This is a genomic window from Agromyces sp. Marseille-Q5079, assembly GCF_051016555.1.
Taxonomy (GTDB): Bacteria; Actinomycetota; Actinomycetes; order Actinomycetales; family Microbacteriaceae; genus Agromyces.
The window spans coordinates 462392-487505 of sequence record NZ_JBPEJF010000002.1 but is presented as its reverse complement, the minus strand read 5'-3'; the positions used below and the strand labels follow the sequence as shown (position 1 = coordinate 487505).

Genomic DNA, 25114 nt, shown 5'->3' with positions numbered 1-25114 from the left:
GAGTGCTCGGCCCGGCGCTCACCGCGCGCGCGACTCGACGGCCCAGATGGCCAGCTCCACCCGATTGCGGGCGCCGACCTTCGCCATGACGCTCGCGATGTGCGTCTTCACCGTGCTGAGCGAGATGTGCAGCTCGCGGCCGATCTCGGCATTGCCGAGGCCGCGCGCGAGCGCGCCGAGCACCTCCTCCTCGCGGTCGGTGAGCGGCGATGACGGCGCCGATCGCCGGGCGGGCGCCGAGCCCGCGAACGCCTCGATGAGCCGAACCGTCACGTTCGGATCGATGAGCGCGTCGCCCCGGGCGGCGGCGTGCACCGCCTCGCGCAGCAGCGCCGGTCCGGCGTTCTTCAGCAGGAACCCGCGCGCGCCCGACCGCAGGGCCTCGTACACGTACTCGTCGAGGTCGAACGTCGTGATCACGACCACGGGCATCGGGTCGGCGACGCCCGGTCCGGCGAGCTCGCGGGTGGCCGCGAGGCCGTCGGCCACCGGCATCCGGATGTCGAAGAGGCACACGTCGGGCCGCAGCGCGCGGGCCATCGTCACCGCCTCGGCGCCGTCGGCGGCCTCGCCGACCACCTCGATGTCGGGCTGGGCGTCGAGGATCATCCGCAGGCCGGCGCGCACGAGCTCCTGGTCGTCGGCGATCAGCACGCGCACGCTCATGCCGCCCCCGTCCAGCCGGTGCGAGGCAGCACGGCGGTCACGGCCCATCCGGTGCCGGCGCCTTCGTCGGGCGCCGGACCGGCCTCGCACGTACCGCCCAGCAGCGTCGCACGCTCGATCATGCCCGTGATGCCGTACCCCTGTCGAGTGGATGCCGCGGGCGCGCCGTCGTCGCGCACCTCCAGCCGCACGCCGGCATCGCCGACCCGCACGCGCACGTCGATGCGGGTCGCGCCGCGCGCGTGCCGCCATGCATTGGTCACGGCCTCCTGCGCGATGCGGAACACGGCCGCGCCGACGGCGGGCGGCAGCGCCTGCAGGTCGCCGACGACGTCGAGCGCGACGACCGGACCCGCGCTGCCGTCGGATGCCGCGAGCCGTCGCAGGTCTGCGGCCGTCGGTGCCGGAGCCCGCTCCGCCGGGTCGTCGTCGCGCCGGAGCACGCGCACCATCGCGCGCATCTCGTCGAGCGTCTGCGACGCCTCGACCTCGATGGTGCGGAGCACGGCGGCCGCGGCATCCGGATCGGACCCGATGACCTCGGCGCCCGCCTGGGCCTGGATCGCGATCGCCGAGACGTGATGGGCGACGGTGTCGTGCAGGTCGCGCGCGAACTGCTCGCGCTCGACGAGCCGGAGGCGCTCGACCTCTCGCGCCCGGGCGCCCGCACGCCAGCGGAACGCGAGCCCGAGCGTGCTCGTCGTGACGACCACCGCGATGCCGCCGATCAGGTCGCCGGCCGTCGGCACCTCCGTCGTGAACGGGAGCAGCGTGCCCGCGGCGACGAGCGCGAGACCGCCGAGCATCGCGCGCCCCGATCCCCAGCGCATCACCGCGTAGACGAGCACGAGGAAGTACGCGGTCGTGAACGACTGGGGCTCGCCCCCGATCGCGAGTCCCACGAGCGTTCCGACCGAGAACGCGACGGCGAGCATCGTGAACGGCCGCACCCGGCGCCAGAGCAGGGTCGGGGTCAGCAGGGCGAGCACGATCGCCCAGAGCCATCCCCAGGCCAGGTCGGGTCGCAGTGCGGCCTCGAGCAGCGCGAGGGGGACGAGCACGCCCACGAGCGCCCAGTCCCGCCAGACCCGACGCGGCGGCGCCGGCGTTGCGGCCGGCGCGTTCCACAGCGACCGCACGGGGCTCGTCATGCCCTCATGATAGGCGCGCGGCATCAGTCGGCCGATGGTCGGGAGAGGCGGTTGCATCCGCACGTCCGCTCGGCCGCGGGCCGAACATGCCGCGTCGTTCGCGACGGCGGATGACCACCTCGGCCACGGCGAGGTTGATCGCCCAGCCCAGGGCCATGAGCAGGGTGTACTCGAGCTCGCCGGGCTCGCCCACGACGAGCGCCCACGGCAGGATCGTGAGGACCTGCGTGCCGGCGCCGAGGCCGATCGCGTAGGCGCGGGTCATCCACGCGCTGTGCGTGCGGATGTCGCCGCGGCGGATCGCGAGGAACGCGATGACGATCGCGGCGGCCATCGCCGAGCCGAGCACGATGCGGATGAGCATGAGCGAGAGCCCGCTGTTCGCCGGCAGGTCGTAGGCGATCGCCATCCACAGGCCGGATGCCGCGGAGACGAGCCCAGCGGGAGCGACGACGCGCCCCGACCAGCGGTGCCAGCGGCGCCGCCGCAGTGCGGGGGCGAACTGGAGCGCCCCGAGCAGCAGGAACACCGTCGACCCGACGATGTGCGCGATCACCGGCACGGGCGAGTCGAAGAAGCGGGCGTTCTCGGCCGTGACCTCGGCGCCCGTGCCGAGTTGCGCGAGCCGGCTCGAGCCCGCGGCCATGGGCACGAGTGTGAGGGCGATGAGTCCGGCCGGCGCGAGCCACTCGGGTCGCCGCGGTCGTCGCGGGTCGTGGCGGCGCGGATCTCCGTCGGCGAGGGGCGGGGCGGTACTCCGGAATCCGGTCATGCCCCGATGCTCGCGGGCTGAACGCGCGACCGTATCCTCCGCCCGGCCAGAATCGGCTCAGCCGATCGGCCGAGTGCGTCGTGGCACGGTCGGCTCAGGTGGAGGGGCGGACCAACGGGAGGAAGACCTCGTCGACGATGGACACGAGGTCCTCGTCGGGGATCGGCTCGAACGTCAGGAACAGCTGCATGCGGAACAGGTCGAACGGCACCGCGGCGATCCGCGGCGTCATCCGCTCTGCGTCGATCTCACCACGGGAGACGGCGCGGTCGAGGATCGCTCGCAGGACGCTCGGCTGGCCGCCGAGGAACTGGTCGCGCAGTGCACCCGGCGTGAGTCCTCCCACGTCGGAGACGCCGCCGACCTGGGCACTGAGCATCGCGAAGTAGCGCTCGGGTCGGCGATTGGCCGATCGGAGCAGGTCGAGCAGGTCCTCTCGGAGCGTGCCGGTGTCGGGCATGGGCAGTCGGTCGCGCACGCCCCGATGACGAAGGGTCGCCGACAGCAGTGCCTCGCGAGTCGGCCATCGTCGGTAGAGCACCGGCTTGCTCGTCTGCGCTCGCCTGGCGATGCCGTCGTACGTGAAGTTCGGGTAGCCGGTCAGGAGTTGCTCCCATGCGGCGTCGAGGATGGCGCCCTCGAGTTCGTCGCCCCGGCGTCGGGTTGCCGGCTCATGCCGCTTCTCAAGATCCACTTGCGTATCTTATCAGTTCGACCTAGCGTAGATACGCTCCCGTATCTAATGAAGCGGGAGTCGACACGAAAGGGATCCCATGCAACCCATCGAGCTCATCCTCCTGCTCGTCATGGTCGTCTACGCCGTCTTCCGGCAGACGCGCGCCGGCGTCGCCGGCGGCCCCCGGCGCTTCAGGCTCGCGTTCATCTACGCGGGGCTCGGCCTCGCCTCCCTCCTGGTCGGCGGCTGGGACCCGCCGGAGGGGATCGGCTGGGCGTTCCTCATCGGGGGTGTCGTGCTGAGCGTCGTGGTCGGCGTGCTGCGCGGTCGTCACACCAGGGTCTGGATCGCCGCCGACGGCACGCGGATGCGCCGGGGCACGTGGCTCACGGTGACGCTGTTCGTCACCGTCATCGCCGTCAAGGTCGCGCTCGGTGCGATCGCCGGACTCGCGGGCATCGCCGACGGAGCGAGCTTCGCCGAGGTGCTCCTGATCGTGGCGATCATGATCGCGGTGCAGGCCGAGATCGTGCACCGTCGCGCGCTGGTGCTCGCCGGTCGAGACCCGGATCGGCCGGTCGGCGCAGACCGCGGGCCGACGGCGGGACCGCAACCGCACCTCGAGGCCGAGCGCCGCGAGACCCGACACCGAGAGGACCCGGAGGCTAGCAGGCCGACCTGACGCACAGGGCCACCACGGGTTCACGTCGGGTCCACCGTGGGGCAAGGGGCGGGACATCCGTGACGGATTCGATGGAGCACGGCATTCGGGCGGCAGTCGGTGCACCTCCGAGCGACGCGAGGGGCACCGCGCATGCGCGCCCCTCCGGAGCGACGAAGGAATGACGATGACGATGACGAAGACGACACCGGCGCGACGGGGGAGGCGAGCCGCGGCATCCGCCCTCATGCTCGCCCTCGTCGGCGGAGCGATCGCGGCGCCCGCCGCGGCGGTCGCGGCCGATGAGGCCACCCCCGACGTGCCCACCGCGCCGGTCGTGACGGGCGAGAGCACGTGGCGCTACCTCGACGACGGCACCGACCCCGTGAAGGGCGACGCGAACCTGCGCGCCTGGACCGCCGGCGCGTTCGACGACTCGGGCTGGAAGTCGGCCGTCGGCAGCTTCGGCGCCAAGGGCGGCAAGCTCGCCGCCGTCGGCCCGCGCATGCCGAAGACCCTGCTGAACCAGTACCTCGACGGCGTGGCGGCACCCGACGTGCCGACGTTCTTCTTCCGCACGAGCTTCACGCTCGAGGCCGGCGTCGCCGACCAGGTCGACCAGGTGCTCGGCGATGTCGTCTACGACGACGGCGCCATCGTGTGGATCAACGGCGAGAAGGTCGCCGGACTCAGCGACGAGCGCGTCACCGGCACGACGAACCAGGAGTACGCCGGCGCCGGCATGTCCGACCCGCTCAGCGCCACGTTCGAGGCCGCCGGCGACGTGCTCGTCGACGGCGTCAACACCGTCGCCGTCGCGCTCTACCAGGATCGCGCCACCAGCAGCGACATCTACCTCGACGTGCCCTCCATCCGACTCGTGGAGGCGACCGACCCGCAGCCCGTGGACGCGCCGCCGTCGCGCGTGATCCTCACCCCGACCGCCACCCCCGAGACGTCGCAGTCGTTCTCGTGGCTCGCGGGCGACGCATCGCAGACCAGCGGACGCGTCGAGATCCGACCGACGTCGGGCGGCGACATCCGCTCGATCGAGGCGTACGCCGCCGGCGCCGTGAACGGCAACCCGCTGCAGCACTTCTCCGCCACGGTCGACGGCCTGACCGCCGGCACCGACTACGCCTACCGCGTCGGTACCGACACGGGCTGGAGCCCGTGGACCGAGTTCACGACCGCCGACCCGAAGGACGACGAGTTCCAGTTCGTCTACTACGGCGATGCCCAGATCGGCCTCGACACCACGTGGCCGAAGGTCGTGGCCATGGCCGAGGCATCCGCCCCCGACTCGATCGGCTCGGTGCACGCCGGCGACCTCATCGACAGCGCCAGCAACGAGACCCAGTGGGTCAACTGGTTCAAGGGCATGCAGACCTCGGCGGCCACGACGAACGTCATGGCGGCGCCCGGCAACCACGAGTACTCGGGCGACAAGCTCCTGAAGTCGTGGAAGGCGAACTTCGAGTACCCGCACAACAACCCGAGGACCGAGACCGTGGGCGCCCTCGCCGACCTCGCCGACGGCGACACCGACGTCGCGAAGCAGTACGCCGCGTACTTCGCCCACTGGACGCAGTTCGCCGCCGAGACGGTGTACTTCACCGACTACCAGGGCGTGCGCTTCATCACGCTGAACGCGACCCGCGACGCGACGTTCCTGACGCCCGACACCCTCCCGTCGTGCGCCGGCGTCGACTGCCCGTCGACGCGCATCGCCTCGCTCTGGCCCGAGTTCCAGGCCGCCTGGCTCGACCACGTGCTCGAGCAGAGCCCGTCGAAGTGGAACGTCGTGACCTTCCACCAGCCCGTCTACTCGGCTTCCGAGGGGCGCAACGAGCCCGAGCTCCGCAAGTACTGGGTGCCCGTGTTCCAGAAGCACGACATCGACCTCGTCATGATGGGCCACGACCACACCTACGCCCGCGGCTACAACAACGAGGACGTCACCGAGACGGCGGGCATCACCGACGGCCCGGTCTACGTCGTCTCCAACTCGGGCGCCAAGCACTACGAGCTCGAGACCGACGCGAAGAACGTCTGGACCAACAACAACGCCACGCAGGTGCTGCGCGGCGCCGGCGTCACGACCTACCAGGTCATCGACGTCTCGAACGACCAGCTGCACTACCGCTCCTACCTCGCGGAGAAGACGGCGGATGCCACGACCGACCTCCCCGTCGGCGCGGTGTACGACGAGTTCACCGTGACCAAGACGGATGCCGGGAAGAAGTGGGTCACCGAGGCCGGCGTCGAGCCGCCGGTCGAGGAGCCCGACACCACGCGCCCCGCGGTAACGCTCGTCTCGCCCGTGGCATCCGGCCCGTTCCGCGAGCTCTCGGTGCAGGTCGACGCGACCGACGAGCGCGGGCTGGCGCGCATCGTCGCGAACATCTACCAGGACGGCAAGCTCGTCAAGAGCACGCAGTCCAAGGTCGACGGCGGCGCGACGGCCGGTTCGCACACGGCCACGGTCGCCCTGGCCTCCGGCGAGTACACGGTCAAGTACAACGCGCAGGACCTCGCCGGCAACATCTCCAGGACGAGCACCTTCGCGTTCACGATCGACGCCACCAAGCCGACGGTCACCGTGAAGGACGGCGCCTCGTACACGGTCGCGAAGGGCGAGGCGTACTCGCTCGTGAGCTTCAAGCTGTACGACGCCGGCAAGATCGACCGCGTCGAGCTGAACGGCAAGGTCAAGGACCTCTCGAACAACGCCTGGTCCGACGTGAACTACGTCAAGCCCGGCGTGTTCGGGGCGGTCGCGGGGCTGAACACCCTCGTCGTCTTCGACGTCGCGGGCAACACCACGACGCAGACCTTCACGCTCGGCTAGGTCGGCTCACCCGCCCCGAGCAACGCGGATGCCGCGGCAGCACGAGCTGTCGCGGCATCCGCCGTCAGAACGTGCACGAGGTGGCGCCGTGGAAGCGGCGATCTCTCGAACGTCAGGCGTCGTCGCCGCCGTGCAGCTCGAGCACGAGCCGGGTGATGTCGCGCACGAGATCGAGCGGTAACGGCTTGGAGTACGGCAGGTTCACCGTGTCCTTCGCGGCGCGCCACGGCGCGATGCGCGCCTCGAGCTCCTCGTCGTCGGCGCGTGGCACGGGGTAGAGGCCGATGTGCTTCTTCCAGCCGGCGAAGTGCAGCCAATAGCGCCCGCGGATCGCGACGCCGGGGATGTCGTAGCGGAGCTTCTCCTCGGCGCCCGGCAGCACCTCGTGGATCGCCGCGCGCACCGCCGCGAGGCGCTCCGCGGGTTCGCCCTCGAACGTGGCGAGGTACTCGTCGACGGTGGTGGGCTTGTCGGCCGGCATGGGTTCTCCTTCGGTCGTGGGCGGTCTCGTCAGTCGATCGTCTCGACGCGCAGCCCGCCGCGCCAGCCGCCGCCGAGCTCGATGCGCGACTCGCGCAGGCGCCCGGTGCGGACGAACTCGGCCCAGGCGGCGCGCATGGGGGCTCCGGAGACGAGGAGGCTGCTCGCGCCGTCGGGGTCGACGAGCGCGGCGCGGGCCCAGGCCGCCTCGTTCGGGAAGAGCAGCGGCAGTTCGATCGCGTGCGCGGCGCCGAGCGGACTGCCGTGCGGATGGCCGTCGAAGACGCCGACCTGCACGGACGCGCCGGCCGAGGCCAGCAGCTTCGCGAACCGGCGTCCCTCGCGGGCGTAGACCGCTCGCGAGGTGATGGCCACGGCGAGCCATCGCACGAGCGCCCCGATCACCGGCACGCGGAACAGCGCGGCGAGGCGTGGCGCGGTGCCGAGGTAGAACATCGTCTCCTCGGTGGTCCAGGTGATGAGCACCTCGAGGCCGGGTGCGCGGCGGCGCCACGCGTCGACGACGTCGACCTCGGCGGGCAGCGGCGCGCGGCCGTACTCCGTGGCGAAGCTCATGCCCGAGCGCAGGCCGAAGCCCGAGCCGGCCTCCTTGGCGCGCGCCTGCGCGGCGAACACGTCGTCGAGCGAGGCATCCGGCGCCAGTTCGCCGATGACGGCGCGCATCTTCTCGTGCATCGCGTCGCGTTCGGTGCGGATGCCGAAGGGCGCGCTCTGGATGACGGCGCGCGTGATCAGCCCGTCGACGCCGTCGGACGCGAGCGCGTGCACGATCGCGTCGGCGCCCGAGGACTGGCCGACGACCGTCACCTGCTCGGGGTCGCCGCCGAAGCCCGCGACGTGCTCGCGCACCCAGCGGAGCGCGGTGATCACGTCGAGGAGGCCGAGGTTCGCCGGGCGCAGCGAGTCGTCGCCGGGGGCATCGCCGATGAACCCGAGCAGTCCGAGCCGGTACGTGACGGCCACGACGAGCACGCCCTGCTCGCGTGCGAGCGCCGACGCGTCGAATCCGGGCAGGTCGCCGGCGTTCGAGACGTAGGCGCCGCCGTGGATCCACACCATCACGGGCAGCGGCGCCGCGGCATCCGTCGGTCGGGTGATGCTCACGCGCAGGCAGTCCTCGTCGAGGACGGCTCCTTCGAGGGGGTGGCCCAGCATGACGGCGCTCTGGCTCGGCGGCTGGGGGCACACGATCGTCGTGATCTGCAGGTCGGCGGATGACGCGGGGTCGGGCGCGACCGCGCGCGATGGTGCGAACCGGTCGGCCGTGGCGTAGCGGATGTTGCGGATGCGGGTGACGCCGTCGTCCTCGACGGCGATGAACTCGCCCCATGGCGTCGGGACGGACGCGAGATCGGGGAGCCGTTCCGAGAGATCGGTCATCGGACGATTCTGCTCCAGACGGGCGTGCATGGCCATCCCCGAACCGAGGGATGCCGGAGCCGGGCATGTCCACGCCGCGGGATTCGGGTAAGGTGAGGCTTCCCTTATCTCGCCGAAATCGGAGCACCCCGTGGCCATCAGCAACCTCGAGATCACCCACGCCGACACCGGCGTCGTCACCGCCGAGGTGGTGCGCGCCGAGCGCCTCTCGCCGCATTTCGTGCGCATCACCCTGAGCGGTCCCGAGCTCGCCGACTGGCGGCACATCGGCTTCGACCAGTGGTTCCGCCTCGCCGTGCCGACGTCCGATCACACGCGGTTCGACAACCTCTCCGACAAGTACGACATGGGCGGCTACCTCAAGTACCTCGTGCTGCCGAAGGCCACGCGGCCCGTGATCCGCAACTACACGGTGCGCGCGTTCCGCGCCGCGACGCTCGACGACGCGGCCGAGCTCGACATCGACTTCGTCGTGCACGGCAGCGACGGCGTCGCGGGGCCCTGGGCCGAGACGCTCCCGGTCGGCGCCGCCGTCGGCCTCATCGACCAGGGCTGCGGCTACAAGGCGATCGACGCCGACTGGAACCTGCTCATCGGCGACGAGAGCGCGTTGCCCGCGGTCGCCGGCATCCTGCGCGACCTCCCGCGCGAGGCGCGCGGCCACGCCGTCATCGAGATCCCGGATACCGCGGACGTGCAGGACTGCGGCGAGCCCGACGGCGTCACCGTGCACTGGATCGTGCGCGACCACGACGAGCCCGCGGGCGTGCGCGCCCTCGAGTTCGTGAAGGGCCTCGAGTTCCCGTCGGGCACGGTCACGGCGTTCGCCGCGGGGGAGTCGGCGCTCGCGACCGGCGCCCGTCGACACCTCGTGAACGAGCGCGGCGTGCCCAAGGCGAACGTCGTCTTCTGCGGGTACTGGAAGGCCGCGAAGCACGCGAGCTGACGCTCGTGCCGGCTCTGCCGGTTGCGGCAGCCTGCCGTCGTATCGAGACCGGCACGCTCGTCGGGTCAGGCGACGATCGGGGTGCCGTCGAGGGGCTCGTCGTGCGACGCCGCGTGCGATGCCGCGGCATCCGAGTACACCGCGTCGACCATGATCGGCAGGTGGTCGCTCGACCCGCGCGGCAGCGTCTCGACCTTGCGGATGTCGAAGCCCGCCGAGGTCGCGAGGTCGAAGTGCCCGCGGAAGAACTTGTAGCGCGTATAGGTGCGACTGTCGCTGAGCGTGAGGTCGTAGCCCGCCTCGCGCACCTTCTCGGCCAGGTTGTCCTTGAAGATCGGGTAGTTGTAGTCGCCGACCATGAGCGTCGGGAGGTTGGGCCCGAGCAGCTGGAGCTCGCCGAGTGCGGCCTTGATCTGGTGGCGTCGCAGCGAGTTCAGGGCCGTGAGCGGCGCCGCGTGGAACGAGGCGACGATCGCGTCGCGGCCGTGCTCGAGGTCGTGCACGCGCGCGCCGAGCAGTCGCTCGTGCGCCGGTCGCAGCACACGGTCGTGCATCGACTTCTTGAGCGCGACGGTGCGGAGGCTTCGGACCTGGATCCGATCGGGGCGGTAGTAGACGGCGAGGCCGAGCCGGCTGCCCACGGTCGAGTGCGCGAGTCGCAGGCGGCCCTCGTGCTCGGCGAGGTCGAGCGTGTCGCACTCCTGCAGGCACACGACGTCGGGCGAATAGCGCTCGTCGAGGGCCGCGAGCTCGGAGATCGCGCGGTGTTTGCGGAGGTTGTAGCTGATGACCAGCATTCGTTCAGAATATGACCTCGGCGTGTGATTCGGCTGGGGGTTGCCGTGCGTTTCACTGCATGTTCACGGCTGCGCCGGGTTCACGAGGCCCCTGGCGACGGACGCCGACGGGAGTGGCAGGATGGCAGGCATGCAGTGTCGCGAGGTCGGGAGCCGGTCATGACCGACGTCGCCGATGCCCGCGCCGAACTCGTCGCCCTCTGCGACCGGGGCATCACCTGGCACACCGACCTGCCCCGCTGGGCGACGGATGCCGCGGCCCGGCGCCCGGCCGCCGTGCTCGTGCTCTTCGGGGTGCTCGACGACCTGCCGGCGCGCGCGGGCGGGCCGGCCGACCGCGACACGACGGCGCCCGCCGCGCGGGTCGCCCGCGACCTCGACGTGCTCCTGCTGCGCCGTGCGTCCACGCTCGGCAGCCACCCCGGCCAGATCGCGTTCCCGGGCGGGCGCATCGAGGAGGCCGATGACGGCCCGATCGCGGGCGCGCTGCGCGAGGCGGCCGAGGAGACCGGCGTCGATCCGGCCGACGTCGAGCCGCTCGGCACGCTCGCGCCCCTGCCGGTGCCCGTGAGCAACCACCTCGTGACGCCCGTTCCGGCGTGGTGGACGAGGCCGTCGGCGGTCGCCGCGGTCGACCACGACGAATCCGTCGAGGTCTTCCGGGTGCCGGTGGCCGACCTCCTCGACCCCGACAATCGCGGCAACACCGAGATGACGTTCGGCGGCACCGTGTACCGCGGCCCCGCGTTCACGGTCGGAGGGCGCGTCGTCTGGGGGTTCACGGCGCTCGTGCTCGCGCGCATGTTCGACGAGCTCGGCTGGGCCGAGCCGTGGAACGCCGACCGCATCGTGGAGCGCGACGACCTGTCGCAGTGACTGCGCGAACGAGAGGACGAAATCGCATGAGAGTCGCCGTCGCCGGGGGAACCGGGACCGTCGGACGCCACGTCGTGGCATCCGCTCGCGAACGCGGGCACGAGGTGGTCGTGCTGACCCGGTCGAACGGCGTCGACCTCATCGGCGGTGCCGGAGTCCGGGCGGCGCTCGAGGGCGTCGACGCCGTCATCGACACGGCGAACACCAACTCCATGTCGGCCGGCGCCGCGACCGCGTTCTTCAGGTTCGTGACGAAGACGTTGCTCGACGCCGAGCAGGCGGCCGGGGTCGGGCATCACGTCGTGCTCTCGATCGTGGGCGTCGACCGGGGGTCGTACGGCTACTACGCCGGCAAGGTCGCCCAGGAGCGCGCGGTCGAGGCGGGCGCCGTGCCGTTCACGATCATGCGGGCGTCGCAGTTCCACGAGTTCGCCGGGCAGATGCTGAAGGCGTTCTCGTTCGCCGGGGTGCACCTCGCCCCGAGGTTCCCGTCGCAGCCGGTCGCCGCGCGAGAGGTGGGGGAGCGGCTCGTCACGCTCGCCGAGCACGGCGCGGCGGGTCGCAGCGCGGACTTCGCCGGTCCGCAGCGCGAGGACATCGGCGACATGGTGGTCCGCCTCGCCCGGGCTCGCGGGCTTCGCGGCCGCGTCGTGCCGGTGACCCTGCCCGGCCCCCAGTTCGCCGCCATGCGCCGGGGCGAGACGCTGCCCGGCCCCGACGCGGTGCTCGGCACGCGGACGTTCGAGGCCTGGCTACGACCCCCCGACGCCGCCGCTGCCGACGCCGACGACGCCGCCCGCCCCTGAGGCCGGCGCGAGCCTGACCATCCATCGCGCGGGCTCGGCGAGCGGCTCGAAGCCGAACTTCGCGTAGAGCCCGTGCGCGTCGGCGGTCGCGAGCATCGCGCGACGAAGGCCGAGCGGCTCGAGGTCGGCGACGACGCCCTCGATGAGGCCGACGCCCACGCCGTTGCCGCGCACCGACGGGTCCACGTAGACGTCGCAGAGCCACGCGAACGTCACCCCGTCGGTCACGACCCTCGCGTACGCGACCTGGTCGCCGGATGCCTCGTCGAAGACGCCGTAGTTGCGGGAGGCGTCGATCGCGGCATCCTGTCGCTCGCGCGGCCGGCCGAGCGCCCAGTACGCGTCGGTCGAGAGCCAGCGGTGCACGCGTTCGCGGTCGAGGTCGGCGGGGTCGGTGGAGAGGCGGTATCCGGGCTGCATCCCACCATCATCGGGCACGTCGACGAGTCCGGGCATCCGGCGGGATCTCGTCGTCGCGCTGGAGTCCCGTTCTCGCGCTGGAGTCCCGACGCCGAGGGACTCCACCGCGACAATGGGACTCCGCTGCGCGGCGGCCGCGCACCTGCTGCGAGGCGGCCGCGCCCTACTTCGACATGTCGAAGCCCGTGACCGCCTCGCCCGCGGGCTCGTACACGAGCAGCATCGCCCCGCTCGGGAACGCCCGCGGGGGCTCCGCCAGCGCGAACGCCGTCGGAACGCCGAAGTCGCCGCCGAAGAGCCGCTTGCCCGAGCCGAGCGCGACCGGGTACACGTACAGGTTCAGCCGGTCGACGAGGCCCGCCTCGAGGAGCGAGCGGGCGAGGTCGCCGCTGCCGACGACGTGGATGTCGTCGAAGCGATCCTTGAGCGCGCGCACCTCCGCGACATCCGACAGCGCGGTCGTGCCCGCCCATCCGGGGTCCGTGAGCGAGCGCGAGACGACGAACTTCGGCATCGCGTTGAACTTCACCGCGATCGGCTCGTCGCCCCGGTACGGCCAGAAGGAGGCGAAGATGTCGTACGTCCGGCGGCCGAGGAGCAGTGCGTCCATGTGCTCGATGCCCTCGCCGATCGCGGCGCCGTTCTCGTCGTCGAGGTAGTTGCCCTGCCATCCGCCGAGCGCGAAGCCGCCCGACTCGTCTTCGTCGGGCCCGCCCGGGCCCTGGTAGACCCCGTCGAGCGTGATGAACAGGTCGACCGAAATGGTTCCCATGGGCGTGCTCCCTCGCAGTCCGGTGATGACGGACGCCCGGCGGGGCTCCGGCGCGTCCATCATAGGAAATGCATCGTCGATCCACAGCGGCCTGCTCGACGCACGGGCCACGCTGGCCTTCCGCACGAGAGGAGCACGACATGGCGACCGACCAGAGATGGATCGACGAGCACGGCGACGAGATCGACGAGGACCACCGCGGCCTCGTCTACGACATCCGCACCCTCGTCGACCGCCGTCGTGCGCTGGGCATCTTCGGCGGCGTCGGGCTCACCGCGCTGCTGGCCGCGTGCTCGGCCGACGAGCCGGGGGCGAGTGCGAGCGCCCCGGCCACCGCGTCGCCGAGCACCTCGGCCACGGCCTCCGCGACACCCACGCCGTCGGCATCGGCCGCGGCATCCGGCCCGCTCGACGCGGTGCCCGACGAGACGGGCGGCCCGTACCCGGGCGACGGCTCGAACGGCGTCAACGTGCTCGACGACTCGGGCATCGTGCGCAGCGACATCCGCTCGTCCTTCGGTTCGTCGACCACGGTCGCGCAGGGCGTGCCCCTCACGATCGCCCTCACGGTGCGGGATGCCGCGACGGGCAGCGCGCTCGCCGGCGCCGGCGTCTATCTCTGGCACTGCGATCGCGACGGCGGCTACTCGCTGTACTCGAACGGCCTCGAGAATGAGAACTACCTGCGCGGGGTTCAGGAGACCGATGTCAACGGCACCGTGACCTTCACCTCGATCTACCCCGCCTGCTACACGGGTCGCTGGCCGCACATCCACTTCGAGGTCTACTCGGATGTCGCGACGGCCGTCGCGAGCGGGCCGATCGTGAAGACCTCGCAGATCGCGCTGCCCGAGGAGGTGAACACGGTCGTCTACGCGACGAGCGGCTACGAGCAGAGCGTGCGCAACGCGTCGCAGGTGCGCCTCGCGAGCGACAACGTGTTCAGCGACGACGGCGGCATCCACCAGATCGCGAACATGTCGGGCTCGGTCGCGGGCGGCTACACGGCGGCGCTGACCATCGGCGTCTGACGCGAGCGGATGCCGCGCCGCGGAGTCGGGGGTCGGATGCCGTGCGGCGGCGTCAGCGCATCAGGAAGCGCCGCACGGCCTCGCTCGCGACCTCGTGGTCGATGACGTCGGGCTCGCCCGACACCGTGATCGTGCCGACGAGTTCGCCGTCGACGCGGATGGGCAGCGAACCGCCGTGCGCGCGGTACACGTCGTGGTCGACGTCGTCGCGCTCGCCGAAGGGCGTGCCCGCCTCCTCGTGGCGGCGACGCACGAGCAACGACGGCTCGCCGAACCGCTCGACCACCGCCGCCTTGCCGGCGAGCCACTCGTCGTTGTCGGGGCCGGTGTCGCGCAGCTTCGCGAGGAAGACGACGTCGCCGCGCAGCACGACGCGCACGGCGAGGTTCAGCCGCCGGGTGCGGATCACCTCGATCGCGGTGACGCCGAGGTCGACGGCGTCGTCGTTGACGAACGACGCGACGTCCAGCGTCGGCTGGGACTCGAGATCTGCGACGGTGTAGACGGGAAGGTCTGACATCAGGGCTCCTCACGTGCGGTCCGCCCAAGAGTAGCCGGGCCGCCTGACGGGCTGCGAAACGACGGTCGAGGCGGTCCGTGCGTCGGTGGTCGGTGCCAGACTTGCCACGTGCTGCTCGACGAGCTCGTCACCACCACCGACGCCGTCACCGCGACCCGCTCGCGGCTGGCGAAGATCGAGGCGCTCGCCGACCTGCTCGTGCGGCTCGAGGCCGACGAGATCGAGCCTGCGATCGGCCTGCTCGTCGGCAAGCCGCGCCAGGGGCGGCTCGGGGTCGGCTGGCGGGGCATGCAGTCCGTGCTCGCGACCGCCGAGCCCGCACCGGCCGCGACGCTCACCATCGATGGCGTCGACGCCGTGCTCGACCGGCTCGCCGCGGCATCCGGTGCCGGGTCGAGCCTCGATCGCGGCCGCGAACTGCACGACCTCATCGCCTCGGCCACCGCGCGCGAGCAGGAGTTCGTCGCCCGGGCGCTGCTCGGCGAGATGCGCACGGGCGCGCTCGAGGGCGTGCTCACCGACGCCATCGCGAAGGCCGCCGACCGTCCCGTCGCGAGCGTGCGTCGTGCCGCCATGCTGCGCGGCGACCTCGGCGCCACGGCGCGGCTCGCGCTCACGGGCACCGCCGACGAGCTCGAAGCCGTGGGGCTCGAGGTCGGGCGGCCGGTGCAGCCCATGCTCGCGGCCACCGCGGCCGGCGCCGCCGCCGCGCTCGAGACCACCGGCGAGGCCTCGGTCGAGTACAAGCTCGACGGCGCGCGCATCCAGGTGCACCGCAGCGGCGACGACGTGCGCGTGTTCACGCGCACCCTCGCCGACGTCACCCACCGTCTTCCCGAGGTCGTCGACATCGTGCGCGCGCTGCCCGTGCACGACGTGATCCTCGACGGCGAGACGCTGGCGCTCGACGACGACGGCGCGCCGCGCCCGTTCCAAGAGACGATGTCGCGCTTCGGAGCCGATGCCGCACGCGAGACGCTGCTGCATCCGTGGTTCTTCGACGTGCTGCACGTCGACGGCCGAGACCTGCTCGACGAACCGCTCCGGGCGCGCATCGCCGAGCTCGAGCGCATCGCGTCGGCGCACCGCATCCCCGGCGAGATCACCGCCGACCCCGAGGCCGCCGAGCGCATCTCCCGCGAGGCGCTCGCCGCGGGCCAGGAGGGCGTGGTCGTCAAGGCGATCGACGCGCCCTATGCGGCCGGCCGGCGCGGCGCGAGCTGGATCAAGGTGAAGCCCGTGCACACCTACGACCTCGTGGTGCTCGCGTGCGAGTGGGGGTCGGGCCGGCGCACAGGCCTCCTCTCGAACCTGCACCTCGGCGCGCTCGACCCCGAGGGCGAGTTCGGGCCCGCGGGCGCGTTCGTGATGGTCGGCAAGACGTTCAAGGGCCTCACCGACGAGCTGCTGCGGTGGCAGACCGAGCGCTTCCCCGAGATCGAGACGCGCAGCACCGCCAGCACGGTGTTCGTCGAGCCGATCACCGTGGTCGAGATCGCCATCGACGGCGTGCAGCGATCGAGCCGGTATCCGGGTGGCATCGCGCTGCGCTTCGCGCGCGTGAAGCGCTATCGAGACGACAAGACGGCCGCCGAGACCGACACGATCCAGACGCTGCGCGGACTGCTGCGCGAATGAGGAAGGTGCACCCATGACCGAAGGACCCGAGCCGGCCGAGTCGGATGCCGCCGCGCAGCCGGTCCGCGTGCGGCAGCTGCGACTCGTGGTCGAGGCGGCGGACTTCGACGCGGCCCTGGCGTTCTATCGCGACGTGCTCGGCATGCCGCAGCAGGAGGCGTACAGCGGCGACGACGGCGCCGAGGTCGTCATCCTCGATGCCGGGCGCGCGACGCTCGAACTGTCGAATCCGGCGCAGGTGCGCTTCATCGACCGGGTCGAGGCCGAGGGGCGGCCGAGCGACCACCTGCGCGTCGCGCTCGAGGTCGACGACACGGTCGCGGTGACCGCGCGCCTCGTCGAAGCCGGTGCCGAGCTCATCGCCGAACCCCGCGAGACGCCGTGGCGGTCGGTGAACTCGCGGCTCCGCGGTCCTGCGGCGCTGCAGCTCACGCTCTTCGAGGAGCTCGACTGACCCGCGAGGGTGCGCGCGAACGACCGGTCCGCGGGGTGGTGGCGCCCGGCCGCCGCAGGTAACCTGTGCCGCGTCGGGCACCGGCGCCCGCGGTCGCGGTCCGCCCGCGGCATCCGATATCCAGGGGGAGATCATGGCCAACCTCGTCGTGCACTTCGAGATCCACGCGTCCGAGCCCCAGAAGCTCATCGACTTCTACTCGCAACTGCTGGGCTGGAGCTTCACGCGCTACGGCGACACGCCCTATTGGGTGATCGAGACCGGCGAGGGAGCGATCGGCAACGTCTCGGGCCAACCGGGGCACGGCATCAACGGGGGACTGACGCAGCGGCAGGGACCGGGCCCCGAGATCGGCGCCCCGGTCATGGGAGCGAACTTCGTGGTCGGCGTCGACGACGTCGAGACGATCTTCGCGAAGGCCCTCGAGCTCGGCGCCGTCGAGGCGTCGCCGCTCGAGGACATGGAGGGCATCGGTCGCGGCGGCTACCTGCTCGATCCAGACCACAACGTCTTCGGGGTGCTCTCGCCCGTGCTCTCCGACGGCACGACCGCGATGGGTCCCGACGCCGACTGATCGCGGTGCCGAGGCGCCGCGGCACGTCTCGACACGCGTGTCCGCGCAGCACTCGTCCAGCCGGGCCTGCCTAGGCTGGAGGTCATGCTCGCGCTCATCCGACACGGTCAGACCGACTGGAACTTCGCCGGCCGCCTCCAGGGTCGCACCGACATCCCGCTGAACGCGGTGGGGCGAGCGCAGGCCCGCGCGGCGGCATCCGCGTTCTCCGGCGGCATGTGGCAGGCCGTCGTGAGCTCGCCGCTCGGGCGCGCCCGCGAGACCGCCGAGATCCTGGCCGACGCGCTCGCCCTGCCCCTCGGCGGCACGTACGACGAGCTCCTCGAGCAGGAGTACGGCGAGGGCGAGGGCGAGACGCTCACCGACCTCGCGGTGCGCTGGCCCGACCGGGCGATCCCGGGCAAGGAGCCCGACCACGAGGTCGGTCCGCGCGGACTTCGGGGCCTCGAGCGCATCACGCGCGACCACGGGGGCGCTCCCGTGCTCGCGGTCGCGCACGGCGCCCTCATCCGTTACACGCTCTCCAGCATCTCGGGCCACGACCCCCGTCACTTCCCGCGCCTCGACAACCTCTCGAGCTCGCACGTCCGGTTCGAGGATGCCGCGTGGCGCGTGCACTCCGTCGGCGGCATCGACTTCGCCGAGGTCGCCCTCGACCTCGAGGCTCGTGCGGCCCAGGACGAGCGCGCGGCATAGCCCCTCGTGTCTCCCGTGTTTCGGTTCGGAGTCGGAACGCGCGCCGACGGACACCGGGGCGCACGACCGACGTAGACTCCGAAAATGGAGCCACCGGTCAGCACGACTCTGGTCGTGGTCGGCGACGAGGCGTCGCAGGCCATCCGCTCGCTCGAGCGCTTTCCGAACGTGCAGGCCGCGAGCCTGGTCGACGCCACCGATGACGACGTCATCCGCTGGTCGGCCGGCACGAGTGCGCCGTACGTCGTGCACGACCACGATCCGCTCGGCCACGTCGCGGCGGCGTGGGTGGAGTTCTTCGACGACCAGGCCACGTTCGGCGTGCTCGAACTCGAGATCGAACGGGCACTCGACGCCGCGGTGCGGCGCGAGATGAGCGTGCCCGACTACTACGTGGTGCTCCATCCCGAGGACCTGCCGGTTACGTGGAAGCACTGGTGGCTCGGCGTGCTCGCCGTCGAATCGCCCACCCGCGTCATCCCGTGGCCTTCGGCGGATGCCTCGCTCGCGGCGCTGCTGCGGCGGCTGCCGACCGGCCGCCCCTGGCCCGAGGTGCAGACCTGGCTGCCGCGCGTGCGGATGTCGGTGCCCGACCGGGTCGGGCTCGGCGGTTCCGCGGCATAGTGGCTGTATGCCGATCTCACTCACCCACTTCGCCGCGCGTGCCGGCGACCACAATGACCGCGCCATGGTCGCATCGGGGCATCTCGCGGCGGTCCTCGGCGAGCGGCTCTCCGCGGCGACGACCGTGATCGGCGAGCCGCAGCCGGCCGAACCCGCGAACTGGGACCTGGAACTGGATGCGGCCATGCCGGCCCTCCGCGCGATGGCCTCTCGTTTTGAGCTTGTCTTCGGCGCCGGGGACGTGCCCGTCACGGCACTCAGCCGGTGCGCCGTCGCCCTGGCGACCCTGCCGGTCGTCGCGTCGCACCGCCCCGATGCGATCGTGGTCTGGTTCGACGCGCATGCGGATCTGAACACGCCCGAGAACACGAGCAGCGGCTTCCTCGGAGGACTGGCGCTGTCCGGACCGCTCGGACTCTGGAATTCGGGCCTCGGAGGCGGACTCGCCCCAGCGAACGCGATCCTCGTCGGAACGCGGGACCTCGATCCGGCCGAACAGGAGCTCGTCGACGACGGGACGATCCGACTCGTACCCGGCGGTCCGGAGATGGCGGCGGAGCTTCAGCGCGCCGTGGCCGGGCGGCCCGTCTACGTCCACATCGACTGCGACGTCCTCGAACCGGGCCTCGTTCCGACCGACTACCGGGTTCCGCACGGGATGTCGCTCGGGCAGCTGGACGAATGCGCCGAGGTGCTCGCGCAGGCGAGGTCGTCGGCATCGAGGTCGGCGAGCTCGAGACATCCGATGGCGATGCCGATCCGCTCGGCCCCGCTCGCGCGATCGTCGCGGCGCTCGAGCCGCTCCTGCGGAACGTCGAGCGCTCGTCGTAGCCGCGAGGACCTGCAGCCGGTCGCCGTGGCCGCCGTTGACGGCATCGTAGATGTCGAGGCCGCGGATGAAGACGGGGTCGGTGATCCGAAGCCGGCCGCTCTCGAGGGTCTCGAAAAAAACCGGGCGAACGGTATGATTTCTGGTGACATCGCGTCGCGGCGTTGTTGGGGGGCGCCGCGGCGTCGATGTCCCGCCGTTCCCGAGATGAGATGAGCGACCACGTGAAGCAGGCGCGTGCACGGGCCACCCGCGAGCGCATCGTCGCGGGCGCCTCCGAGGTCTTCGAACGAGTGGGCTACGGCAACTCGACGCTGGGTGACATCACTGCCGAGGCCGGGGTCACCAAGGGCGCCCTCTACTTCCACTTCCAGTCGAAGGAGGACGTCGCCCGTGCGGTGGTCGAGGCCCAGCATTCGATCGCACGGGCCGCGGCGGAGGAGATCATCGAGGCAGGCCTGCCGCCCGTCGAGACGATGATGCGGCTGTGCGCCGACCTGGCCGTCCGCATCCGCGATGACCGCATCGTGCGGGCCGGCATCCGGCTCACGACGGATTCCTCCACCTTCGAAACTCCGTTGCAGTCGCCGTACAAGGACTGGATGGCGACCTTCGAGGCGCTCGCACGGCGTGCACGCGACCTCGGTGAGATGACCTCGGCGATCGACGCCGAGACCTTGGCGCGATTCGTCATCCCGGCGTTCACCGGCGTGCAACTCGTCTCCGATACGTTCACCGGACGGGCCGACATCGTCGATCGGGTACACGACATGTGGCGTGTGCTGATCTGCGCCACGGTGCCGTCTGCGGCACATCCCAGCATGCTCGCACTTGCCGAGGCCGTTTTCACGGACGCACCACGGCAGGAGCGCATCGAAGCCGCTCAGCGGCTCAGCGGCTCAGCGGCTGATCACTCCCATCCATCTGAGAGGAACTCATCATGACCGCAGCACCGATCGACCCGGCCGCCATCTCGTTGCCGCCGACCAACGCGATCGACGTCAGCGACTACCTGCCGGATCCGATGGACGAGCCCACAGCATAGGCGCGAGACCCAGCCGGTGGGATCGGAACGTCCGTGTTCCTCCCGCTCGCCTGCGGCCGCGACTCGCCGCGTGAGACGAGCCGACGCCCGCCCCGGTTCGACCGGTGCGGGCGTCGTGTGGTGCGTCGCGCGTCAGCTGCGGCATCCGCTCACGCGTCGGCGGGGGTGGGGGCGTCGGTGGCGGCCTTCACCTCGTGCTCGAGCGCCCAGGTGAGGACGTAGTCGGCGACCTCTTCCCAGCCGTCCTGCGAGACGATGCGGTGCGTGCGGCCGGCGAACTCCTTGTACTCGACGACCGAGGGGCTGCCGGTGGCGTGGTACTTCTTCACGATGGCCTTGCCGATGGCCGGCGGCACGACGTGGTCGATCTCGCCGGTGACGATGAGCAGCGGGGCTCGGTCGGCCCTGGCGTAGTCGACGTGGCTCACGCCGCCCTTCTCGTTGAAGGCGCCCGCGACGCCCTCGAAGAACACCTTGTTGTACGAGTTCACCGCGAAGTCCTCCCAGATGGCGTCGGACTCGGCGCGCGAGAGGTCGTTGCCGAAGGTGAAGTGGAAGTGGCCCTTCGAGATCGGCTTGGCGCCGTTCTTGTCGAACGGGTTGGCGAGGATCGGGAATCCCGTGCGCAGCGTCGACGGCGGAAGCGTCGTGATGCCGGCGGGCTGTCCGGGGGTGACGCCCACGTAGGCGACGCCGAGGTCGCGGTCGGCGAGCATCTGGGTGAGGAGGCCGCCGAACGAGTGGCCCATGATGATCGGCTTCTGCGGCAGGGCGCGGATGATGCGCTCGTAGTGGTCGGCGATCTGCTTCAGGCCGATGCCCTTCAGAGCCTCGGGGTTCGAGCGGATGTCGGCGACCTCGCGGTCGTCGATGCCGGGCCATCCCGGGCGGATCACCTGGTGGCCACGGGCCTCGAAGTACTCGGCCCAGGTGTTCCAGCTCTTGGGGGTCATCCAGAGGCCGTGGACGAGGACGATGGGGGTCTTGTCGGTGGTGGTCATGATGCCGTCTCCTTGTAGTCGATCTGCGTTGGGTCTGTCTTGTGAGCTGCGGTCCGATCTAAGTAGAACGATCGGTCTTGTTTTGCTGTTGAGTTCAAGGTAGACCCCCGGTTCTCCGTTTGTCAAGCAAAAAGAGAAAGATCGTTCTATCATTTACTTCATGGCAACACGAACCACATCCGCAGGGACCTCCGTGGCACGGGAGAAGCTCGTCGCCGCGGCATCCGACCTCTTCTACCGCGAGGGCATCCACGCCGTCGGCGTCGACCGCATCATCGGCGAGGCCGGCGTCACGCGCGCCACGTTCTACCGGCACTTCCCGGGCAAGGAGGACCTCGTCGAGGCGTACCTCGACGTCGAGGACGCGAACATCCGCGGTGCGTTCGAGCGCGCGGGCGAGGCGAGCGATGATCCCGAGCAGCTCCTCGAGCTCGTGATCGAGGGCCTGGCCGACGATGTGGCACGGCTCCACACGCGCGGCTGCCCGTTCATCAACGCGGCGGCCGAGTACCCCGAGGCGAACAGCGGCGTGCGCGTCGCTGTGGGGGAGCACCGCGACTGGTTCCGCGGCACCCTGGAGGCGCTGCTCGCCGCGGCGGGAAGGCCCGCCCCCGACATCGCGGCCGGCCAGCTCGTGCTGCTGCGCGACGCCGCGATGGTCGGCGGATACCTCGACGGATGGGAGCGCGTACGCCCGGCGTTCGTCGACGCGGCCCGCCGTGCGGCGGGTCTCGCGGCCTGAGCCGAGCGGATGCCGCGGCCGACCCTCCCGCATTGGAGTCCCGTTCGCGCGGTGGAGTCCCGTTCGAGCGGGACTCCTGCGCGCGAACGGGACTCCGCGGCGTCGGTCTGTGGCGACCTGTTGCGCGCTCGACTCGCACCGCACAGGTCGCGGCGCTATCGTCGAGGCATCCGTCGTCGTCGCCTCGTCGCGATGCGATCGTGATCGCCCCCGTACCGATCGGCCCGCACGGGCCGGTCGTGCCTGCCCTCCGGAAGGACCCCACCGCGCGATGACCGAGACCGCCTCGAAGACCTCGCGCGCCGTCGAGTGGGTGAAGGCGCGTCGCCGTCTCGTCGGCTGGACCACGCTCATCTCCATCGTGGTCGTCGTCGCGGTCGTGCTGCTCGCCCGGTGGCTCAGGCAGAGCCCCGCCGGCGAGGAGTTCATCACGACCTATCCGGGCATCGTGCCGCCCCCCGAGGGCACGCCCGTCGGCATCCCGGCCTGGCTCGGCTGGCAGCACTTCCTGAACACGTTCTTCCTCGTGCTCATCGTGCGCACCGGGTACCAGCTGCGATCCAAGCAGCGCCCGCCGGGCTTCTTCACGCGCGACAACATGCGGTGGCCGCGCACGAAGCGCGCACCCCGCCGGCTCGGCATCTTCCTCTGGCTGCACCTCTGGCTCGACGCGTTCTGGGTGCTGAACGGCGTGCTCTACATCGTGCTGCTCTTCGCGACCGGCCAGTGGCTGCGCATCGTCCCGACCGACTGGGCGGTGGTGCCGAACGCGATCTCGGCCGCACTGCAGTACGCGTCGCTCGAGTGGCCGACCGAGAACTCGTGGGTCGTCTACAACTCGCTCCAGCAGCTCGCCTACTTCGCCATCGTGTTCATCGCGGCGCCGCTCGCGATCCTCACGGGCCTCCGCCTCTCGTCGGTCTGGCCGCCCGAGGGGCGTCTCGCCCGTGCCGTGCCCGAGCGCCTCGCGCGCGCCGTGCACTACCCGGTGATGCTGTTCTTCATCGGGTTCACGTTCGTGCACGTCGTGCTCGTGCTCACCACGGGGGCGCTCCGCAAGCTCAACCAGATGTACGCCGCGCGCGACGCCGACGACTGGGTCGGGTTCGTCGTGTTCGCGGCATCCGTCGTCGTCATCGCCGTGGCGTGGGTGCTCGCGAAGCCGCCGCTGCTGAAGCGCATCGCGGCCAAGGGCGGCACGGTCCGGGGCTGACGCGGGCAGACGTCCTCTGCGGCTGACGGCCGTCTGCGGCTGACGCCGTCGGTGCCGCCGAGTATCGTGCCCCGGGTGGAGCTGATCACGAACGACGACCTCGACGACCTCGAGCGCGAGCTCATCGGCCGGGTGCGCGGGCGCGTGCTCGAGATCGGCGCCGGCGACGGCGAGAACTTCGGGGCCTTCCATCCCGATGTCGCGTGGACGGGCCTCGAACCCGACGCCGGCCGCCGCGCCGAACTGGCCACGCGCGCACGCGAGTGGCGGCACGCGTCGGTGCCCCTCGACGCCACGGCCGAGCACATCCCGCTGCCGGATGCCTCGGTCGACGCGGTCGTCGGCACGTACGTGCTCTGCTCGGTGACGGATGTCGCGGCGACCCTCGCCGAGGTGCGGCGCGTGCTCGTGCCCGGCGGCCGGGTGGTCTTCGTCGACCACGTCGCCGCGCCGCGCGGCACGGTCAAGCGCGTGATCCAGGATGTCGCGACGCCGCTGTCGACCTGGCTCGACCACGGCTGCCACTGGAACCGCGACCCCGAGCCGGTGCTCGAGGACGCGGGGTTCACCGGCGGCGAGGTGCGGCGACTGCGGGTGCGGTCGATGCCGTTCGGGCCCGTGCCGGTGCTGCTCTACGACGGCGTCGCGCCCTCGGCGGCCGGGTAGCGGCGAGGCGTTCGCCGGGCGCTCGCGCGCCTACTCGACCCGCCGGGCGGCGCGCGCCGCGACGTCGTCGAGCACCGTGCGCGCGAGCATCGTGGCGCCGGCGACCGCAGCCGGCATCGTGAACACCGCGCCGAGCGGCACCATGAAGCAGAGCTGCGTCGCGATGCCGAAGCCGAGCAGGCGCGCGCGATGACCGCGCAGCAGGGTGCGGCGCACGTCGGCCGGGATGCCGCGCGACTCGAACGCACGCCCGGTGAGCTCCCACGCGAGCAGCCGGCCCGAGAGCACGACGCCCAGCACGGGCGCGAGGAAGCCGCCGATGACGGGCACGAGTCCGCTGAGCGCGACCCCGAGCGAGACGAGGATGCCGAGTCCGATGAAGCCCACCGCATCGCCTGCCGAGCGCCAGAACCCGATGCCGTCGCCGGTCGGCTCGCCGCCGAGGTCGGCCTCGACGGCGTGCCAGATGCGCTCGTAGAACGGGTCTCCGACCATGAGCGTGAGCCCCGTGAACGTGACCGCGGCGAGCACGATGGCCCCGCCGAGCACGATGGCGCCGACGGTCGTGCGCATGATCGTCGCCCACGGCTCGATCCAGCCCGCGGCGAACGGCGTGGCCCACACCGTGAGGCCGGGCAGGCTGAAGCCGAGCGCCACCAGCCCCACGAGCACGACCACCCACACGATCGCCGCGGGCACGAGTCCGAGCAGCATCGCGCCGGGCTGCCGACGCCAGAACCCGAAGCCGCGCAGCAGCATCCGCACTCCGAGGAGGAACCGTTGGGCCACCATCGTCTCAGCCTAGG

28 protein-coding genes are annotated in these 25114 nt (G+C 71.5%); 16 read left to right on the top strand and 12 right to left on the bottom strand.

Going from position 1 to position 25114, the window contains the following annotated elements; all coding sequences use genetic code 11:
• Window positions 1-18: 18 nt before the first annotated feature.
• The 4 genes from ACR3IO_RS06000 to ACR3IO_RS05985 form a co-directional block, all read right to left on the bottom strand.
• Window positions 19-666, bottom strand: a complete 648-nt coding sequence (locus tag ACR3IO_RS06000; protein ID WP_434070261.1) for a response regulator — start codon at window positions 664-666, stop codon at window positions 19-21.
• Entirely contained in the window at window positions 663-1817 is a 1155-nt protein-coding gene (locus tag ACR3IO_RS05995) for a sensor histidine kinase (RefSeq protein WP_434070260.1), read from the bottom strand. The genes ACR3IO_RS06000 and ACR3IO_RS05995 overlap by 4 nt, the downstream gene beginning before the upstream one ends.
• Window positions 1818-1821: 4 nt before the next feature.
• Window positions 1822-2589 carry a DUF2306 domain-containing protein gene (locus tag ACR3IO_RS05990; RefSeq protein ID WP_434070259.1) on the bottom strand — a complete coding sequence of 256 codons (768 nt, stop codon included), beginning with the start codon at window positions 2587-2589 and terminating at the stop codon, window positions 1822-1824.
• A 94-nt stretch (window positions 2590-2683) separates the two neighbouring features.
• Window positions 2684-3283 carry a TetR/AcrR family transcriptional regulator gene (locus tag ACR3IO_RS05985; RefSeq protein ID WP_434070258.1) on the bottom strand — a complete coding sequence of 200 codons (600 nt, stop codon included), beginning with the start codon at window positions 3281-3283 and terminating at the stop codon, window positions 2684-2686.
• Between the two features lie 79 nt (window positions 3284-3362).
• Here ACR3IO_RS05985 and ACR3IO_RS05980 point away from each other — a divergent pair, with 79 nt between their 5' ends.
• Window positions 3363-3947 carry a hypothetical protein gene (locus ACR3IO_RS05980; RefSeq protein ID WP_434070257.1) on the top strand — a complete coding sequence of 195 codons (585 nt, stop codon included), beginning with the start codon at window positions 3363-3365 and terminating at the stop codon, window positions 3945-3947.
• A 166-nt stretch (window positions 3948-4113) separates the two neighbouring features.
• The gene (locus ACR3IO_RS05975; protein WP_434070256.1) at window positions 4114-6777 is read left to right on the top strand and encodes a fibronectin type III domain-containing protein; all 2664 of its coding nucleotides are present in this window, start codon (window positions 4114-4116) and stop codon (window positions 6775-6777) included.
• Window positions 6778-6889: 112 nt separating this feature from the next.
• Here ACR3IO_RS05975 and ACR3IO_RS05970 read toward each other — a convergent pair whose 3' ends face one another.
• A complete protein-coding gene (locus ACR3IO_RS05970) occupies window positions 6890-7258 on the bottom strand; it encodes an iron chaperone (protein ID WP_434070255.1) in 369 nt (122 codons plus the stop codon).
• A gap of 29 nt (window positions 7259-7287) precedes the next feature.
• On the bottom strand, window positions 7288-8658 hold the full coding sequence (locus ACR3IO_RS05965; RefSeq protein WP_434070254.1) for a carboxylesterase family protein: 1371 nt from the start codon (window positions 8656-8658) through the stop codon (window positions 7288-7290).
• Between the two features lie 130 nt (window positions 8659-8788).
• On the opposite strand from ACR3IO_RS05965, the gene ACR3IO_RS05960 reads away from it, so the two are divergent.
• Complete coding sequence (locus ACR3IO_RS05960; protein WP_434070253.1) at window positions 8789-9604, top strand: siderophore-interacting protein; 816 nt, start codon at window positions 8789-8791, stop codon at window positions 9602-9604.
• A 65-nt stretch (window positions 9605-9669) separates the two neighbouring features.
• On the opposite strand, the gene ACR3IO_RS05955 is transcribed toward ACR3IO_RS05960, so the two are convergent.
• Window positions 9670-10401: an endonuclease/exonuclease/phosphatase family protein gene (locus tag ACR3IO_RS05955; RefSeq protein ID WP_434070252.1), complete on the bottom strand. Its 732-nt coding sequence runs from the start codon at window positions 10399-10401 to the stop codon at window positions 9670-9672.
• Between the two features lie 159 nt (window positions 10402-10560).
• Between ACR3IO_RS05955 and ACR3IO_RS05950 the strand changes: the two genes are divergently transcribed.
• Both ACR3IO_RS05950 and ACR3IO_RS05945 read left to right on the top strand, forming a co-directional pair.
• Window positions 10561-11277, top strand: a complete 717-nt coding sequence (locus tag ACR3IO_RS05950) for an NUDIX hydrolase (RefSeq protein ID WP_434070251.1) — start codon at window positions 10561-10563, stop codon at window positions 11275-11277.
• Window positions 11278-11303: 26 nt separating this feature from the next.
• On the top strand, window positions 11304-12083 hold the full coding sequence (locus tag ACR3IO_RS05945; RefSeq protein ID WP_434070250.1) for an SDR family oxidoreductase: 780 nt from the start codon (window positions 11304-11306) through the stop codon (window positions 12081-12083).
• Here ACR3IO_RS05945 and ACR3IO_RS05940 read toward each other — a convergent pair.
• Together ACR3IO_RS05940 and ACR3IO_RS05935 are read right to left on the bottom strand one after the other, a co-directional pair.
• The gene (locus tag ACR3IO_RS05940; protein WP_434070249.1) at window positions 12030-12539 is read right to left on the bottom strand and encodes a GNAT family N-acetyltransferase; all 510 of its coding nucleotides are present in this window, start codon (window positions 12537-12539) and stop codon (window positions 12030-12032) included. The genes ACR3IO_RS05945 and ACR3IO_RS05940 overlap by 54 nt on opposite strands.
• A 127-nt stretch (window positions 12540-12666) precedes the next feature.
• Entirely contained in the window at window positions 12667-13275 is a 609-nt protein-coding gene (locus ACR3IO_RS05935) for a dihydrofolate reductase family protein (protein ID WP_434070248.1), read from the bottom strand.
• 140 nt (window positions 13276-13415) lie between these two features.
• Between ACR3IO_RS05935 and ACR3IO_RS05930 the strand changes: the two genes are divergently transcribed.
• Window positions 13416-14306 carry an intradiol ring-cleavage dioxygenase gene (locus tag ACR3IO_RS05930; RefSeq protein WP_434070247.1) on the top strand — a complete coding sequence of 297 codons (891 nt, stop codon included), beginning with the start codon at window positions 13416-13418 and terminating at the stop codon, window positions 14304-14306.
• Window positions 14307-14358: 52 nt separating this feature from the next.
• Here the strand turns inward: ACR3IO_RS05930 and ACR3IO_RS05925 are convergent, their stop codons facing one another.
• Window positions 14359-14826, bottom strand: coding sequence for a heme-degrading domain-containing protein (locus ACR3IO_RS05925; protein WP_434070246.1), 468 nt, complete (start codon window positions 14824-14826; stop codon window positions 14359-14361).
• Between the two features lie 108 nt (window positions 14827-14934).
• On the opposite strand from ACR3IO_RS05925, the gene ACR3IO_RS05920 reads away from it, so the two are divergent.
• The 7 genes from ACR3IO_RS05920 (at window position 14935) to ACR3IO_RS05890 (ending at window position 20585) form a co-directional block, all read left to right on the top strand.
• On the top strand, window positions 14935-16464 hold the full coding sequence (locus tag ACR3IO_RS05920) for an ATP-dependent DNA ligase (RefSeq protein ID WP_434070245.1): 1530 nt from the start codon (window positions 14935-14937) through the stop codon (window positions 16462-16464).
• A 13-nt stretch (window positions 16465-16477) separates the two neighbouring features.
• Window positions 16478-16918, top strand: coding sequence for a VOC family protein (locus ACR3IO_RS05915; protein WP_434070244.1), 441 nt, complete (start codon window positions 16478-16480; stop codon window positions 16916-16918).
• A gap of 133 nt (window positions 16919-17051) precedes the next feature.
• Window positions 17052-17492 (top strand): VOC family protein, encoded by a 441-nt coding sequence (locus ACR3IO_RS05910; RefSeq protein WP_434070243.1) that lies wholly within the window; start codon window positions 17052-17054, stop codon window positions 17490-17492.
• An 84-nt stretch (window positions 17493-17576) separates the two neighbouring features.
• Window positions 17577-18188: a histidine phosphatase family protein gene (locus tag ACR3IO_RS05905; protein WP_434070242.1), complete on the top strand. Its 612-nt coding sequence runs from the start codon at window positions 17577-17579 to the stop codon at window positions 18186-18188.
• An 84-nt stretch (window positions 18189-18272) separates the two neighbouring features.
• Window positions 18273-18812, top strand: coding sequence for a hypothetical protein (locus tag ACR3IO_RS05900; protein ID WP_434070241.1), 540 nt, complete (start codon window positions 18273-18275; stop codon window positions 18810-18812).
• A 7-nt stretch (window positions 18813-18819) separates the two neighbouring features.
• Window positions 18820-19857, top strand: a complete 1038-nt coding sequence (locus ACR3IO_RS05895) for an arginase family protein (RefSeq protein WP_434070240.1) — start codon at window positions 18820-18822, stop codon at window positions 19855-19857.
• Window positions 19830-20585, top strand: a complete 756-nt coding sequence (locus ACR3IO_RS05890) for a ScbR family autoregulator-binding transcription factor (RefSeq protein ID WP_434070239.1) — start codon at window positions 19830-19832, stop codon at window positions 20583-20585. The genes ACR3IO_RS05895 and ACR3IO_RS05890 overlap by 28 nt, the downstream gene beginning before the upstream one ends.
• A gap of 250 nt (window positions 20586-20835) precedes the next feature.
• Here ACR3IO_RS05890 and ACR3IO_RS05885 read toward each other — a convergent pair whose 3' ends face one another.
• Window positions 20836-21687, bottom strand: a complete 852-nt coding sequence (locus tag ACR3IO_RS05885; RefSeq protein ID WP_434070238.1) for an alpha/beta hydrolase — start codon at window positions 21685-21687, stop codon at window positions 20836-20838.
• 160 nt (window positions 21688-21847) lie between these two features.
• Here ACR3IO_RS05885 and ACR3IO_RS05880 point away from each other — a divergent pair, with 160 nt between their 5' ends.
• From ACR3IO_RS05880 to ACR3IO_RS05870, 3 genes are all read left to right on the top strand, one after another.
• A complete protein-coding gene (locus ACR3IO_RS05880; protein WP_434070237.1) occupies window positions 21848-22429 on the top strand; it encodes a TetR/AcrR family transcriptional regulator in 582 nt (193 codons plus the stop codon).
• Between the two features lie 271 nt (window positions 22430-22700).
• Window positions 22701-23642, top strand: a complete 942-nt coding sequence (locus ACR3IO_RS05875) for a cytochrome b/b6 domain-containing protein (RefSeq protein ID WP_434070236.1) — start codon at window positions 22701-22703, stop codon at window positions 23640-23642.
• Between the two features lie 75 nt (window positions 23643-23717).
• A complete protein-coding gene (locus ACR3IO_RS05870; RefSeq protein WP_434070235.1) occupies window positions 23718-24308 on the top strand; it encodes a class I SAM-dependent methyltransferase in 591 nt (196 codons plus the stop codon).
• A gap of 30 nt (window positions 24309-24338) precedes the next feature.
• Here the strand turns inward: ACR3IO_RS05870 and ACR3IO_RS05865 are convergent, their stop codons facing one another.
• Window positions 24339-25100, bottom strand: a complete 762-nt coding sequence (locus ACR3IO_RS05865) for an EI24 domain-containing protein (RefSeq protein WP_434070234.1) — start codon at window positions 25098-25100, stop codon at window positions 24339-24341.
• Window positions 25101-25114: the final 14 nt, after the last annotated feature.

Excerpts from the sequence above, each read along its gene's own strand:
- ACR3IO_RS05930 (WP_434070247.1), top strand. The coding sequence starts at position 13,416 with ATGGCGACCGACCAGAGATGGATCGACGAGCACGGCGACGAGATCGAC.
- ACR3IO_RS05965 (WP_434070254.1), bottom strand. The coding sequence starts at position 8,658 with ATGACCGATCTCTCGGAACGGCTCCCCGATCTCGCGTCCGTCCCGACG.
- ACR3IO_RS05895 (WP_434070240.1), top strand. The coding sequence starts at position 18,820 with ATGCCGATCTCACTCACCCACTTCGCCGCGCGTGCCGGCGACCACAAT.
- ACR3IO_RS05995 (WP_434070260.1), bottom strand. The coding sequence starts at position 1,817 with ATGACGAGCCCCGTGCGGTCGCTGTGGAACGCGCCGGCCGCAACGCCG.
- ACR3IO_RS05905 (WP_434070242.1), top strand. The coding sequence starts at position 17,577 with ATGCTCGCGCTCATCCGACACGGTCAGACCGACTGGAACTTCGCCGGC.
- ACR3IO_RS05945 (WP_434070250.1), top strand. The coding sequence starts at position 11,304 with ATGAGAGTCGCCGTCGCCGGGGGAACCGGGACCGTCGGACGCCACGTC.
- ACR3IO_RS05990 (WP_434070259.1), bottom strand. The coding sequence starts at position 2,589 with ATGACCGGATTCCGGAGTACCGCCCCGCCCCTCGCCGACGGAGATCCG.
- ACR3IO_RS06000 (WP_434070261.1), bottom strand. The coding sequence starts at position 666 with ATGAGCGTGCGCGTGCTGATCGCCGACGACCAGGAGCTCGTGCGCGCC.
- ACR3IO_RS05910 (WP_434070243.1), top strand. The coding sequence starts at position 17,052 with ATGGCCAACCTCGTCGTGCACTTCGAGATCCACGCGTCCGAGCCCCAG.
- ACR3IO_RS05915 (WP_434070244.1), top strand. The coding sequence starts at position 16,478 with ATGACCGAAGGACCCGAGCCGGCCGAGTCGGATGCCGCCGCGCAGCCG.
- ACR3IO_RS05970 (WP_434070255.1), bottom strand. The coding sequence starts at position 7,258 with ATGCCGGCCGACAAGCCCACCACCGTCGACGAGTACCTCGCCACGTTC.
- ACR3IO_RS05955 (WP_434070252.1), bottom strand. The coding sequence starts at position 10,401 with ATGCTGGTCATCAGCTACAACCTCCGCAAACACCGCGCGATCTCCGAG.
- ACR3IO_RS05980 (WP_434070257.1), top strand. The coding sequence starts at position 3,363 with ATGCAACCCATCGAGCTCATCCTCCTGCTCGTCATGGTCGTCTACGCC.
- ACR3IO_RS05950 (WP_434070251.1), top strand. The coding sequence starts at position 10,561 with ATGACCGACGTCGCCGATGCCCGCGCCGAACTCGTCGCCCTCTGCGAC.
- ACR3IO_RS05975 (WP_434070256.1), top strand. The coding sequence starts at position 4,114 with ATGACGATGACGAAGACGACACCGGCGCGACGGGGGAGGCGAGCCGCG.
- ACR3IO_RS05875 (WP_434070236.1), top strand. The coding sequence starts at position 22,701 with ATGACCGAGACCGCCTCGAAGACCTCGCGCGCCGTCGAGTGGGTGAAG.
- ACR3IO_RS05925 (WP_434070246.1), bottom strand. The coding sequence starts at position 14,826 with ATGTCAGACCTTCCCGTCTACACCGTCGCAGATCTCGAGTCCCAGCCG.
- ACR3IO_RS05880 (WP_434070237.1), top strand. The coding sequence starts at position 21,848 with ATGGCAACACGAACCACATCCGCAGGGACCTCCGTGGCACGGGAGAAG.
- ACR3IO_RS05885 (WP_434070238.1), bottom strand. The coding sequence starts at position 21,687 with ATGACCACCACCGACAAGACCCCCATCGTCCTCGTCCACGGCCTCTGG.
- ACR3IO_RS05890 (WP_434070239.1), top strand. The coding sequence starts at position 19,830 with ATGTCCCGCCGTTCCCGAGATGAGATGAGCGACCACGTGAAGCAGGCG.
- ACR3IO_RS05940 (WP_434070249.1), bottom strand. The coding sequence starts at position 12,539 with ATGCCCGGACTCGTCGACGTGCCCGATGATGGTGGGATGCAGCCCGGA.
- ACR3IO_RS05935 (WP_434070248.1), bottom strand. The coding sequence starts at position 13,275 with ATGGGAACCATTTCGGTCGACCTGTTCATCACGCTCGACGGGGTCTAC.
- ACR3IO_RS05865 (WP_434070234.1), bottom strand. The coding sequence starts at position 25,100 with ATGGTGGCCCAACGGTTCCTCCTCGGAGTGCGGATGCTGCTGCGCGGC.
- ACR3IO_RS05900 (WP_434070241.1), top strand. The coding sequence starts at position 18,273 with ATGGAGCCACCGGTCAGCACGACTCTGGTCGTGGTCGGCGACGAGGCG.